This is a genomic window from Arthrobacter sp. HMWF013, assembly GCF_003061105.1.
Classification (GTDB): domain Bacteria; phylum Actinomycetota; class Actinomycetes; order Actinomycetales; family Micrococcaceae; genus Arthrobacter.
In genome coordinates this window covers 1-13,862 of sequence record NZ_QAIQ01000031.1, presented here as the reverse complement: position 1 = coordinate 13,862, position 13,862 = coordinate 1, and the positions used below count along the sequence as shown (strand labels likewise).

The 13,862-nt window shown below is 58.1% G+C and carries 12 protein-coding genes; 9 read left to right on the top strand and 3 right to left on the bottom strand.

All coding sequences use genetic code 11. The features are described from left to right. Positions 1–216 precede the first annotated feature (216 nt). Together DBR22_RS01495 and DBR22_RS01490 are read left to right on the top strand one after the other, a co-directional pair. A complete protein-coding gene (locus DBR22_RS01495; RefSeq protein ID WP_108597464.1) occupies positions 217–1,566 on the top strand; it encodes a ParB/RepB/Spo0J family partition protein in 1,350 nt (449 codons plus the stop codon). A 313-nt stretch (positions 1,567–1,879) separates the two neighbouring features. Continuing rightward, entirely contained in the window at positions 1,880–2,758 is an 879-nt protein-coding gene (locus DBR22_RS01490; RefSeq protein WP_108597463.1) for a DUF6602 domain-containing protein, read from the top strand. Between the two features lie 16 nt (positions 2,759–2,774). Here the strand turns inward: DBR22_RS01490 and DBR22_RS01485 are convergent, their stop codons facing one another. Together DBR22_RS01485 and DBR22_RS01480 are read right to left on the bottom strand one after the other, a co-directional pair. Beyond that, entirely contained in the window at positions 2,775–3,269 is a 495-nt protein-coding gene (locus tag DBR22_RS01485) for a DUF4411 family protein (RefSeq protein ID WP_181364978.1), read from the bottom strand. Next, the gene (locus tag DBR22_RS01480) at positions 3,269–4,411 is read right to left on the bottom strand and encodes an ImmA/IrrE family metallo-endopeptidase (RefSeq protein ID WP_108597461.1); all 1,143 of its coding nucleotides are present in this window, start codon (positions 4,409–4,411) and stop codon (positions 3,269–3,271) included. Before DBR22_RS01480 ends, DBR22_RS01485 begins: the two co-directional genes overlap by 1 nt. A gap of 189 nt (positions 4,412–4,600) precedes the next feature. Here DBR22_RS01480 and DBR22_RS01475 point away from each other — a divergent pair, with 189 nt between their 5' ends. Beyond that, the gene (locus DBR22_RS01475; protein ID WP_258229004.1) at positions 4,601–9,454 is read left to right on the top strand and encodes a DEAD/DEAH box helicase; all 4,854 of its coding nucleotides are present in this window, start codon (positions 4,601–4,603) and stop codon (positions 9,452–9,454) included. 845 nt (positions 9,455–10,299) lie between these two features. Here the strand turns inward: DBR22_RS01475 and DBR22_RS01470 are convergent. Next, positions 10,300–10,527 (bottom strand): DUF2188 domain-containing protein, encoded by a 228-nt coding sequence (locus tag DBR22_RS01470; RefSeq protein ID WP_108597459.1) that lies wholly within the window; start codon positions 10,525–10,527, stop codon positions 10,300–10,302. A 594-nt stretch (positions 10,528–11,121) separates the two neighbouring features. Between DBR22_RS01470 and DBR22_RS01465 the strand changes: the two genes are divergently transcribed. The 6 genes from DBR22_RS01465 (at position 11,122) to DBR22_RS01440 (ending at position 13,823) form a co-directional block, all read left to right on the top strand. After that, entirely contained in the window at positions 11,122–11,388 is a 267-nt protein-coding gene (locus DBR22_RS01465; protein WP_108597466.1) for a glutaredoxin family protein, read from the top strand. A 4-nt stretch (positions 11,389–11,392) separates the two neighbouring features. Then, on the top strand, positions 11,393–12,301 hold the full coding sequence (locus DBR22_RS24255) for a single-stranded DNA-binding protein (protein WP_258229003.1): 909 nt from the start codon (positions 11,393–11,395) through the stop codon (positions 12,299–12,301). 99 nt (positions 12,302–12,400) lie between these two features. Further along, a complete protein-coding gene (locus DBR22_RS01455) occupies positions 12,401–12,694 on the top strand; it encodes a hypothetical protein (protein WP_108597458.1) in 294 nt (97 codons plus the stop codon). A 101-nt stretch (positions 12,695–12,795) separates the two neighbouring features. Further along, complete coding sequence (locus DBR22_RS01450) at positions 12,796–13,248, top strand: ABC transporter ATP-binding protein (RefSeq protein WP_108597457.1); 453 nt, start codon at positions 12,796–12,798, stop codon at positions 13,246–13,248. Positions 13,249–13,263: 15 nt separating this feature from the next. Then, the gene (locus DBR22_RS01445) at positions 13,264–13,533 is read left to right on the top strand and encodes a ParB family protein (RefSeq protein ID WP_108597456.1); all 270 of its coding nucleotides are present in this window, start codon (positions 13,264–13,266) and stop codon (positions 13,531–13,533) included. Between the two features lie 2 nt (positions 13,534–13,535). After that, positions 13,536–13,823 carry a helix-turn-helix domain-containing protein gene (locus DBR22_RS01440; protein ID WP_108597455.1) on the top strand — a complete coding sequence of 96 codons (288 nt, stop codon included), beginning with the start codon at positions 13,536–13,538 and terminating at the stop codon, positions 13,821–13,823. Positions 13,824–13,862: the final 39 nt, after the last annotated feature.

The following is a 13,862-nucleotide window of genomic DNA, read 5'->3' as shown; positions in this document are numbered from 1 at the left end:
CCGTCGGCCACAGCTCCGCAAGCTTCGCCAGCAGCCAAAACAACGGGGGGAGAGGGGACGCTGGCCGATCACCTAAACCGCCCCGCCCACCTTGGTCCGCGCCCGCACCCGTTTCCACCCGCTTGACAGACATAGAAGCGTCGGGGGGAGAGGGGAAGCTGGCCGGTCACCACGAGTCGCCCCACCCACCCAATCCTCTGCAAAAGGAGCAACACCATGAACACCACGCCCACGCTGGAAATGCTCGACCCCAAAACCCTGACCATCGACATCAACGTCCGCAAAGACGCCGCGCTCACCCCTGCCTTCGTGGCCAGCATCAAAGAACACGGCGTACTCGAACCCGTGATCGCACACCGCAGGGAAGACGGCACCGTGCACGTCCTGATGGGACAGCGCCGCACCCGCGCCGCCGTCGAAGCCGAGCGACCCGAGATCCCGGTCATGGTCACCGAAAGCCCCGAGGAAGCAGAACGCATCATCACCCAGGTGGTCGAGAACATCCAGCGCTCCGCGCTGACCGAGGCCGACGAAGCGGAGGCCTACCACCAGCTCTCCCTGATCGGCGTGTCAGCGGCACAGATTGCCAAGAAAACCGGGCGGACCAAAATCACCGTCGAGGACGCGCTCAAAGCCAAGTCCACCCCTGCGGGGGACGCCGCCCTGGGCAGAGGATGCACCATCGAAGAAGCCCTGATTCTGGCCGAATTTGAAGACGACCCGGACGCGACCGAGGAACTTGAATCAGTCCTCGCCGACGAACCCGACATGCTCATGCACGTCACCCAGCGCCTGCGGGACAAGCGGGACATCGCCGCCGCCCGCGCCGCACTGATCGCCGAACTCGAAGGCCAGGGCAAGACCATCGTGGAGGACGCGGGCCATTACGCGGACGAAGATGCCCTGTACGTCTCGGCCGCGAACCGGGCCGACGGTGAACCTGCGACCGAGGACGACGCCAACGCCTACGTCATCCAGCGCAACTGGCAAGGCCACCACTCCGCCAAACCAGTCATCAACGGATGGAAGGAACTCGGCTTCACCCCGCGCCACGAACGCTACGACGGCAGCAGACAGGCACAGAGCGGCCCGATGACCGAGGAACAGAAAGCCGAACGGAAGACCCTGATCACCAACAACAAGGCCATGGAATCTGCCGGTGTCGTCCGTCGCGAGTTCGTGAAAAACCTGCTGGCCCGCAAGCAGGCACCCACGGGCTGGCAGTACTTCACCGTCTACGCCATCACCCACCACCCCGAAACCGCCAGCGGATACCAAGGCGAAGTCGCCGCAGACATGATCGGAGCCAAAACCGAAGACAAGAACGGACGCTGGGGCTGGAACCCCCTCCGCGACCACGTCGCCAACACCACCGCCCGGCCCGAGTTCTCGTTGATCGCCTTGATCTGCGCAGGATACGAAAAGACCATCGCCAAGGACTCATGGCGATCACCGCACCAAAGCCACCGCGACTACCTCAACCAGCTGGTCACATGGGGCTACACCGCATCCGAGACCGAGAAAATGATCATCGACAGCGGCAAGGAAACCACCGAAGCCGCCTAAGACAGTCCCTTGCCGGGCGGCCACAACACCGCCCGGCAAGGCACCAATCACCACAAGTCCGGCCCGGAACCTCCCAAAAGTGGGGCGGTCCGCCGCCCAGGACACACCACAGCAGCCACTTACCAGCGGCGGACCGCCGCTCAACGCGACACAACCCCAAAAACCATTACCACCGCGGGACCAGGAACAACGACGATCCCCGGCCCGTGGCAGCACCACCAGCAATTCAGCTACGCTGAACCACAGATTTCCTTTGCAGAGGGAAACCAGGCAGGGCCGGCAATGCCGGTCCTGCCGTCCTTTAAGGCGATCTATGAACGAAAAGGATGAGTCCTCCATGGCGAACATCATTGAGCAGTATTGGACAGGTGTTACTCAGCGGCTCCAGGTTGAGGCTGATGTCTTCAACTCTCTTGTTCGTCACAACGGCGAGATGGGCAGGGCCAACGAGATCTCATTGATGAACGTGCTGTCGAGCATGTTGCCCAGCTCCTTGGGAGTTGGAACTGGCGTCATTTTTGATCATCAGGGTAACCGTTCCAGCCAAACTGACATCATCCTTTTTGACCGCGCAAAACATCCTCAGGTACTGGCGCAAACGACTCAGTTACTCTTTCCGGTTGAGACGGTTGTGATGGCCTTGGAAGTGAAAACCACGTTGACTCCCGGTCTTGTGGAGGAGTTCGCCGAGAAAAAGCGCAGCTTTAATTCGCTCACTGACTCGCGGCCAGGTGTACAGAAGGCCACGTTCGGAATCTTTGGTTTTGACTGTTCAGGTGCTGTTGCATCGATTGCAAGGACCGTATGCGACCAAGTGGAGGCTGAGCGCCCGGACATAACGTGTGTCATCAACCCCGGCATCGTCGGGTCGGCAAGCAGTAGCGTTCCCTTCGTCCCGGAACTCGTCCCTCTGCACGCAACAGATGGGATTGGCGAGAAAGTTGCAGGAACATGGCGCGAGGTCATAAAGGCTGAATCGGCATACTTGGAGGAGGACAGATCGATTTACCCAATTACTGCGCTCAAGGCTTACGGCAGGACCTACTATGCGGGAGAGCCAGGCCGTGCGTTGCTACTTTTCTGCGACTTGCTGCTGGCCGATCTCGCGGCGCGTGGGTACATGGACCATCACTGGCTAGCTAATTACTTGCCTCAGCTTGCCAAAGAGACGCAGCCGTTCGAATACCAGTGAGTTGACCGGGTTGAGCCTACGCCGCCAAAAGGTGGCCAAGCCCAGTCGCATTCATGAAGTCGGACAGACTGATGACCGGTATCCCTACATTGTGCGTCACCGCTGGAAGTGTGTCGCGCGTTGGATTCAGCATCGGTTCCTCGGAAACGATGAACACAGGAGGCTTTGCTGCGTTGAGGTGGCAGGCCAACGCAAGAGCCTCTGCCTGTGAAGAATCTGTTTGTTGTTCCTCGTCAATGATGTCGGGGCACTTCAACAGCACAGACGTAAGGACTTGGCTCGGAACCGCCCCGTGCTTCCTATTGCCCGTACAGGCGTTAACCCAAACTGTCGCCGGATCGGCAGCGGAGAATGCTCGGCATTCCTTAGCTACGGCGTCGGGATACGACACTGTTCCCTTCTTGACCTGCTCCGTCAGATCGTCCAGGAAGAGCAGAACCGCAGCGTCGGAGTCGCAGACGTTTTTGATCTCCAGCAAGGCGTATGTGTCGAAGATATAGGTTGGGTTCACTACGCACTCCGCCCAACTTGGACGGCGATGTTGTGCAGTTCCGGCCCCGGAGCCCTCAGATACTTCGAGGCGTCCAGGGGCGATAGGCGCCTACTGTCGAGGGCATCAAGAATTAGTCGAGGATACGTATATCCAAACTCCGCCGCCCGTTTGCGGGAAACCGTCTGGCGGACCGTGGAGAAAGTGTTCTTTGGCTCTTGGAACTCGCCTCGGGATGTTTCGACAAGGTGCACCAGGCGCTGAGAGGCTAACCCTAGTTCTTTGAGGCGTATCGCTACTGCCGACCAGCTTGCGCCGTAACGATTCGAGATAAGCCGAACAGCATCCAGGTCCGAATCAAGGTCCGGATGTTTGCGGCGAAAGCTCTCTCGCGAAAGGTACTGCTTTAGGTCATGCTCCGGCAGAAGGACCGCCGCTGCAAACTTGTCGCACCACCGTTCCAAGGGAGTGTCGGAATCATGGCAGATCTCTTTATCGCCACGGATAACGTGGGCCATCTCGTGCAGAAGTGTATAGGTCCGGAGTGTCGGCAAATCGTAGGCCGCATTGATGTAGATAACCGGAACCGAGCTGTCAGGCAGAGAAAAGCCACGGCAGTTTCCTGTGCCGGCATTGCGTAGTAGTACAACTATGCCAAGGTCTTCGACCTTCTCCCTGAGCGACCTAAACACCGCGGTTTTGCTGCTTTTTGCAGCTGTTCTCTGGTCTAGGACCGACCAGTTCAAGGCTGCCCGAAATTGCCGAGCTACAACATGGAAGTCGTCCGATGCCGCCGGCAGTTGGGGGCGGCCGAACCTAACTTCAGAGGCACTCCACGTGGCGATCTTCTGGACGTTTCGAGCAAAGCGAACTTCTAGGAGTTCCTGAGACGGAGAAGATGCTTCTCCGGTTATAGCGGTCCGAAATTCAGCAGTCGGTCGTGCAGAGGAAGGGGGCGCCGGGAGGAAGAAAAAGTGAATGCTTCGGCCGACTAGCTTCGCAATCTTTCTCAAGTCTCCCGTCTGGGGTTTGGCCTCGCCCCTGAGCCACTGTTCAACTAAGTCCTGCGATCTTTCAGTTGCGGCAGCTAAATCCGCAGGATCACGAGAGGCGTCGCGCATCGCCCAATCAAGCATTTGGGGATTAATCGCATTCTCGGCCATGTGGGGATTCTATGGCACCCAAGCGCCAGAGCTCTGCGAGCCGTCAAAAACGACTGCTCGTAAGGTACGAGGTGTCTGAGTGCCGGCCGCAAGACGCCGTCGAACCACGATTGAGACGTGGAAGCCCATATGATCAGAGGCGCCGGTTCATGCCGACTTCACTTGCTTCTCTTCTCGGGGGTTACTCTCTTGGCAACGACGTTCGATGTACTCCTTGATTCGTACCGTGATCTCGCGGATTCCGAGCGGATGAAGGGCAACTACTTCGAACAGCTTGTTGGCCGGTACTTAGAGAAGGACGGAGTTCAGGCCCCGCAGTATCGGAACGTGTGGTTGTGGAGGGACTGGCCGGACCGCGACGGTAAGAAGGACAACGGCATCGATTTGGTGGCCGAGCGCCAGGACGGCGGTTTTACGGCCATTCAGTGTAAGTTCTACGCCGAAGGCCACCGCATTCAGAAGCAAGACGTCGACTCATTCATATCCGCATCAGGGAAACCGCCCTTTACGCACCGGCTCATTGTTGATACCACCGGACGAGACTGGTCACCGAATGCGGAGGAGATGCTGGACAACCAGCACATCCCTATCCAGCGCATCGGTCTTACGGACTTCCGCAACTCCAATATTGACTGGGCCACTTACGAGCTGACTGACCCCTCAAAGGCCCCCAGGCTGCATGATAAGAAGCAGCTGCGCACCCATCAGCACGAAGCAGTCAACGCCGCAATGAAGGGTTTCGAAACCAACCACCGGGGCAAACTCATCATGGCCTGCGGCACAGGCAAGACCTTCACCGCACTGAAGATTGCCGAGCGGTTCGCGGAGCAGGAAACCCACGTCAGGGTCCTCTTCCTTGTGCCGTCTCTGGCGCTGATGTCTCAGTCGCTAAAAGAATGGTCGGACGAGACGACGCAGCCGATGCACGCCTATGCTGTCTGCTCAGACACAAAGGTTGGCCGGCAGAAGAATTCCGACTTCACTGATGTTGCACTCCATGACCTGCAGATCCCGGCGACCACGGATGGCGCTACGCTGCTCGAGGCAATGGGAACCAGGGAGCTGGATGAGGGGATGACGGTGGTGTTTTCCACCTACCAGTCCATCGATGCAGTATCCCAAGCACAGAAAGCCGGGCTGCCGGAGTTTGACCTGATCATCTGCGACGAGGCCCACCGCACCACCGGTGCCACCCTGGCCGGCACTGAGGATTCCCACTTCGTAAAGGTTCACCGCAACGATGTCGTCGCAGGGGCCAAGCGGCTATACATGACGGCGACCCCGCGTCTTTTCAACGACGACACCAAGAACAAGGCGCTGGAGCGCGATGCGATCCTGTGCTCGATGGACGACGAGACCATGTACGGGCCAGTGTTCTACCGGATCGGCTTCGGTGAAGCTGTCACCAAGAAACTGCTGACTGACTACAAGGTCTTGGTTCTTGGCGTGGACGAAACGCAAGTGGTCTCCAGCTTCCAGGACCAGCTGGCCGATTCGAACATGGAACTGCAGATCGACGATGTCGCCAAGCTCATCGGCTGCTGGAATGGACTAGCCAAACGCCGCTCAGGGGCTCACGAGGTGTCTTTCGGGAATGACCTGGCACCGATGAAACGGGCGGTGGCCTTCAACCGAGACATCAAATCCTCCAAACTTGTCGAGTCGGAGTTCGAAGAACTCGTCCGCGTGCACCTGACCAACCTGGAGAACGACGACCCCACGGACGACTTGAAGGTAGAGGTCAAACACGTAGACGGCGGCTTCAACGCCATTACCCGCGCTGAACGGCTGGACTGGCTCAAGGAGGATCTCGACAGCCCCGCTGATCAGCCAGTTTGCAGGATCCTTACCAATGCACGCTGCCTCACTGAAGGCGTAGACGTCCCATCCCTGGACGCCGTCCTGTTCCTGAACCCGCGCAACTCCATGGTCGACGTCATCCAGGCAGTCGGCCGGGTAATGCGCATCGCCAAAGGGAAGCAGTTCGGGTACATCATCCTTCCCATCGCGATTCCTGAGGGGATGTCCACTTCAGAGGCGCTGCGGGACAACACCCGGTACAAGGTGGTCTGGCAGGTTCTCCAGGCGCTGCGTGCGCACGATGAGCGCATGGACGCAGCCATCAACCAGATCGAACTTAACGCCAAGGCACCCGAATCCATCCTCGTTGAGACGGTGGATCTGGCACCCAAGAAGAAAGCCCGAACGAACGTGGGCGGGAACGCCGGCGGCGGGGAACATTCTGGACGCGGAAATAACGACGACGAAAACACAGGACCGGAATACGTTCAGCCCGCCCTACAGTTCCCGGCTGCCGAAGAGTGGAAGGACTCCGTCTACGCAAAAATCGTGGACAAGTGCGGGAACCGCATGTACTGGGAAGACTGGTCTAAGGACATTGCAGCCATCGCGAACAAGCACATCGTGCTTATCAACAATCTCCTGGACGGTGCGAACCCAGAACACCGCACGGCCTTCGACGGCTTCATCCAAGGTCTGCAGGAGAACCTGAATCCGGAGATCGACCAGGCCCAAGCCGTCGAGATGCTTGCCCAGCACCTGGTCACCAAACCGGTCTTCGACGCCATGTTCACGGACTCAAATTTCACCGAACACAACCCGGTGTCACTGGCAATGCAGAACATCCTCAACCAGCTCGATGACCACTCCGCGTTCGAGAAGGAACGGGCCGGGCTGGAAAAGTTCTACGACTCTGTCCGGGCCCGAGTGAAGTCCATCGACAACGCCGCGGCGAAACAGAAAATCATCCTGGAGCTCTACGACAACTTCTTCCGCAACGCCTTCCCTCGCGTGGCCGACCGCCTCGGCATCGTCTTTACTCCAGTTCCGGTGGTGGACTACATCCTCCACTCGGCCGATGCTGCCCTGCGACTGGAGTTCGGCAAGTCACTTTCCGACGAGGGCGTATCCATCCTGGAACCTTTCGTCGGCACCGGGACGTTCGTGACGAGGTTGCTCCAGTCTGGGCTCATCAAGCCGAAAGACCTGCACCGCAAGTACACGCAGGAACTATTCGCCAACGAGATCGTGCTGCTCAGCTACTACATCGCAGCCATAAACATTGAGACGGTGTTTGCTGAAGAAACCGCCAAAAAGGGTGTCGACCATGGCTACGTCCCGTTCGACGGCATCGCATTAACCGATACATTCCAACTCAACGAGTCCGACGGCGCCTTCGACTCCGTTGTCTTTCCGGAGAACTCGGAACGCGTGCGCCGGCAGAAGAACCAGGACATCCGCGTCATTGTCATGAACCCCCCGTATTCGGCGGGTCAAACCAATGCCAACGACAACAACCAGAATCAGAAATATCCAGTGCTTGACGCATCCATTACTGGTACATATGCGAAGCTGTCCACGGCCACGAACAAAAATAATCTCTATGATTCCTACATACGTGGCATTCGCTGGGCGTCCAATCGCATTCAGACAGATGGGGTCATTGCATTTGTCTCCAATGGATCGTTTCTCGATTTGCCGACCACTGACGGCATACGGAAGTCTCTCGCCGGGGAGTTCAGCCGGATGTTTATCTACAACCTCCGAGGTAATCAGCGGACATCTGGGGAAGTGTCACGTAGAGAAGGTGGAAAGATTTTTGGCAGCGGGGCCAGGACGCCAATCGCTATCTGCATACTGATCAAGAACTCGAGCCACAGCGGTCCTGCTGAAATTCAATATCGAGATATCGGCGATTACCTCACACGGGAAGAGAAACTTGACATTCTTTCGATTGAGCGGTCGATCGAAGGTACTCCTTGGGAAACCATTCTGCCCAACAATCATGGTGACTGGATTAATCACCGTGATGAGAAGTACGACACTTACCAGCCCATCGGGGACAAGGCGACCAAGGGGAAACCTACGACTCCCGGAATCTTTGAGACATACTCCAACGGGCTCAAGACGAACCGGGACGCCTGGTGCTATAACTTCTCTCCTCTTTCAGTGGCTTCAAACATTCAACGCATGATTGATTTTTACAACGGACAGTTGGGAAGTGCGAACCCGGACAACAACCCCAGGATGATCGCTTGGGGCGGGGGGCTCAAGGATGACCACAAACGCGGTACGCAACATGCGTTCGAACCAAGCAGCATAAGAGTTGCCTCGTATAGACCATTCAGTAAGCAGTTCGTCTACTTCTCCGGTGCATTGAATGAACGTCGGTATCAGTTAACCAAGCTATTCCCGACGCCCAATCATGAGAATCTATTCATTCAAGCCACGGGAATCGGCGCGCAGAAGCCTTTCTGCGTGCTTATAGGGCAGTTTTTGCCCGACTTGCACACCATTCACAATGCGCAATGCTTCAGCTTGTATACCTATGAGCCAGTTTCGGAGGAGGCACAAGGAGACCTTTTTGCCGATACGGAGGACGTTATTGTTGACGGCTACCGGCGGAAGGACAACATCACAGACGCCACGCTGAGTGCATACCAGGGCTTCTACGACGATGTTGAGATAGGCAAGGAGGATATTTTTTACTACCTCTATGGTCTCTTGCACAGCCCGTCCTACAAGGAACAGTACAAGGCTGACTTAGTGAAGATGTTGCCGCGAATTCCAAAGGTCAAGGACTTTTGGGGCTTCAGTCAGGCTGGCCGAGACCTCGCCCAGCTGCACCTTGCCTATGAAAAAGTGGATCCATATCCGCTGGAGGAAGTTACCAAAGGTGCGGCCAGTGGCGACGACTACGACTTCTACCGCGTGAGCAAATTATCCTTCGGCGCCCGGAAGGACCGGTCGAGCATCATCTGCAACCCACGAGTCACGTTGGTCGGAATCCCAGACGAAGCCTACGACTACCAGGTCAACGGCAAATCTGCCCTCGAATGGATTATCGACCGCTACCAAGTCACTGTTCACAAAGATTCCATGATCGCGAACGACCCCAATGACTACTGTCGAGAGGTAGGCGACCCTCGTTACATCGTGGACCTCATCAAGCGCATCGTCACCGTATCGGTAGAAACCGTGCGGATCGTGGCTCAGTTGCCTGCCTTAGAGGTCATGGAGTAATTAGGACTACGACTAGTGTCTTCCATTGGCGAATGGCAAACGACCGTGGGCTAACTCAAAGAGGCCCAGCAGCTTGTCCTCAAGTATCTTGCCCGGGACGCCGGGGGTCTGTTTCCAGATAATCTCAAGGTCCTTGACGTCTTCTAGTTGCCATATTCGGTACCCGCCCTCGTGTGAGACTCCGTTTTGGCCGTGGCCGTAACGCTGATATGCATTTAGCCGGCGTCTTAGCGTTGTCTTGTTCTCCGGCCTTAGTCCTGCTGCTCCGATGTACATGATGGGTGTGGCGTCCACCCAGCGGCGGTGTAACTGGGCAACTGGGGTTGTCGGGTCCTTCCTATACGTTCCTCCTGTGCTCTTCGAGAAACGATGGCGTCCCACCGCTTCGTCGGAGGACGATGTAGACACCAAACTCTCTGGGCGGCTCCTTGCGGTTCATTGTCCAAAAATTTCTAGGTTCTTCGAAGTCCAGTTGCTCAAGGACAGTCAGATCAAGCATGGTTCAGTGTTACAGGACAAAACGGTCTGCATGCACCCCCGCTGAGCACCCAATGATGGGGTAGCCACAATTCAAAAACGACCGTTTTTGACCTTGTGCAGGGCAAGTCTCTCATTTCGGCTCTGGAAGCCTTCAACTGATATTCACAACTCGTCTCCGAAAAGAAAATCGGTCATAACGCTCGATGGAGGGTTTTTGACGTGAGGGAAGCGTAATTGGCTTCACGAGGGTGTGCATGCAGGGGAGTTACTGGATTCTCAGGTCGATGCGCAGAAGGGCCGGCTCATTTTGAGCCAGCCCTTCTTGTCTCCCCGCGCGCCGGAGCGCCAAGGGTTTGGCTTAGCGATCAGCCCGGGACGTTCCGGGGATCGGTGCCGTAACTGTTCTTCGAGCCGATCTGACCGTCCTGGTTTTTGATGACGTGCTCGACCTTGTCTGCCTGGGCCGCTGCCCGGCCTGCAGCTTCTGCTTCGTCCTTGGTGCTGTAGCCGGCACCGAATGCGCGGTCGGCACCTTCGCGCTTGTTCTTCCACGAACCGTCTTCGTAGTACGTCTCGATGTCGCCCTGAGCCATTGCACACTCCTTCTGCCGTTCCGAATCCTGCAAATGCTGCCCTTATGTGGATAGCGAAAAGCCCCGCCGCACGAGTCGTAAAGCGGGACCTCCCTGGCAACCACTCCGCCTGATGGGGGACAGGCGGAGAAGCTGACACCAAACCTAATAGCAAGCATGCTTACCTTTCAAGTTGGCGCGCCGCTTACGCCGTAGGCCAGTATCGCGGCCAGGTTTCCCATGGGCCAATCCCGATGCTGCCGACGCGCCTATTTACGGGCCGGCCTTCTTTCAGCAGGGACGACACCAATTCACCTGGGGAGCACACCTTTGCAGGGCATCTCACGAACGGTCGCGACGCGGCTTTTCAGGCACCTGGGGGCTGAGGTCTTGGCGAACCAGCGGGGGCCACCACAGTCGCTTGCGGCGGGACCCGCCTTCCGTCCCCGGGGCAAGGGAGCAGGGGAAGTGCATATTGGCGCGCAAAAATAGGCAAGAAAAATCCCTAGAATTAGAGGCGTTACGCCTGTTCATTCAGTTGAATGGTTGCTAGGATGGAGGTAGCGAGTCAGCCAGACGAACGAAACTTATTTGATACGAAACCAGGTGCTGAAAATGACTGCAACACCGGCCGTTTACACGGTCTACACCAAGCCTGACTGCCCGAACTGTGAGAAGACGAAGGACTACTTCGATTCCAAGGGCATCACCTACACGGCCGTTGACATCACCGAAGTGCCGGCAGCGCTGGAGTACATCACCACCGAACTCGGCTACTCCCAGGCACCCGTCGTTGTGAACAACTCCGATGACCAGGACCACTGGTCCGGCCTGCGCCGCGACAAGCTTGTCCAAGCGGCAATGAGTCACAAGGCGGCGTGAGAACGTGACGACAATGCGCCCGGTCGTCGGGTTCAAACTCAGCCCACGGATCCCGTTGGAGGTGGACCTGTTCCGGCAGGTCAACCCCAGCGGCAGGATCTACCCCAAAGTTGTGGATCCCTATGTTGTAGAGCCCGCCATTGTGGAACCGGGCATTGAGGACCTGTGCGAGGGCTTCTACCCAGTCCCAGACAAGGCAGGGGATGACGGGTACCTTGAGGCGATCAGCCGCGCCCAGCTCGGGGAAGGCGGGCTGTGGGACGCACACACCGCGGACCAGTACCAACTCAACGACCTCACCCACGACGAACCGGGTGGGACTGAACCTCTGAACGTACCCACAACAGACACCGAGAACATCACCAGCACACGAGGAAAAGGAACCATCATGGCCGGCGAAACCACGATCACTGTCATCGGAAACCTGACATCAGATCCAGAGCTGCGCTTCACGCCAAGTGGATCGGCCGTCGCGAACTTCACCATCGCTTCAACGCCCAGGACGTTCGACCGGCAGTCCAACGAGTGGAAGGACGGGGAGACACTTTTCCTCCGGGCGTCCGTGTGGCGGGAAGCTGCTGAGAACGTGGCCGAGTCCCTGACCAAGGGCATGCGCGTCATCGTCACCGGCCGGTTGAAGTCGCGTTCCTATGAAACCAAGGAAGGCGAGAAGCGCACGGTGATCGAGCTCGAGGTGGATGAGATCGGCCCGTCCCTCCGCTACGCCAGCGCCAAGGTTAACCGCACCCAGCGCAGCAACCACGGCGGACAGGTCGACGGTGGGTTTGGTGGCCAGGGGAACGGCAGTCAGGGCTCGCTGTCAGCCCCGCAGGATGACCCGTGGGGATTGCCTACCGCCAGCGCAACCGCCGGCGGCTGGGGCAACGGCCCCGACTCCGAACCACCGTTCTAACCCGACAGGCTGTCGGGGCCAGCCGTTACGCTGGTCCCGACAGCGCCCTCGATCTCGGGAGCCGCTTGCAGCGGCCCTCATCGAAAAGGAAACCTCGCAATGGAAGCAATGAACCAGGCACCGCCGACAGATTTTGCCGGAATGACAGACCGTCTTCTCAACATGCTGCCGATAATGCTGGCCGCACTCGCTGTCCTTGGCCTGGCGGTCTGGCTGTACGAAAGGTGGCGCAACGTCCGCAACCTCCAGACCTACGTCGATGTCGTGAACGATGTACAGAACTCCGGCGGCAACCTGCCTGCTGACAAAGTGGATGCACGAGCCTTCCGGAAGTACCTTGCGTTGATGGACGCAAAAACCATGCCGAAAGTTAAGACGAAGAACAAACCCTAGCTGGGGCAGGCGAGCAGCAGTCCCGCACGCTTCGCAAGCGGCACCGACCGAATTCGGTCTGCCTCCTTCCCAATCATTTTGCTTACCGGAAAGACTGAACCATGACACATGCAGATGACCTCCGCGCCTGGGCAAGGGGCATGTACACGATAGAGGCGGCCACCGAGCTGCTGATCCGGGGTTTCGGTGGGAAGTTCGCTGCCCCCGGCAATCCCTGGGTTCACACGAGTACCGAGCCGCAAGGGCCCGGCCAGGTGAGCGCGTGGATCGACTTCGCCACCATCCCGGAAGAGGCTGGTGTGCTCTCCGGTGGCGAGCGGCGTTTCCTGCTGCTGGCCGCGTCACTGGCGGAGGATGTTCCGGTCAGCCTTGGTGACCTCGTGTCGGGACTGGACCGGGAGAACCTTGACTTGGTCCTGGCCGCGATCGCGCATGCCGGCGGCAGCCATCAGCACTCCGATATCCGCACCAGCGCGGACGGTTCCATGTCACTAGGGAAGGGTTACCTGGACAGCCTTCACCCGTGGCCGAAGGTGCTGCGTGCGGTTCAGTAAGCCGGGGGTGCGGTGATGGCGAAGCCGAAGAAGATTGCTGCCTTCACGCCCTACTACACGGAGGAGCAGGCGGAACAGGTCCGTGCCGCTTTCCTGGAAGCCGGCAAGCCTGAAGAGGGTGACACGAGCGTGTCAGACTTCATTGTCAGGGCCAGCATGCGTGAGGTGAAGCGTCTGCAGCGCAAGTACAACCGCGGCAAGCCGTGGCCTCCGGTGAAGGCCGGAGAGCTGCGCCGAGGGCAGAGAACTATGGATGAAATACGACACCGGGACGAGGGAAAGTAGCCGTGGTAAAGGGTACCGATGAAGTGAACAAGACGACCGCGCCCACGGCTGCGCCGTTCCCAAGGATGCTCACCCTGGACGAGGTCCAGGAGATCCTGAACCTCGGCAAACCCCTGGTCTATGCACTGGTCAAGAGCGGCGAATTGAGGGCCGCGCAATTCGGTGGAAGGGGCATCTGGCGGGTACGCCAGGACGACTTGGAAGCCTACATTCAAGCGGCCTACGAGAAGACTGCGGACCGCATCGCATCAGGTCAGATCCCTGACGGCGATATCCCTACCGACGCTTAAAAAGATCCAGTCCCAAAGCAGCGAAAAAGGGCCGGCACC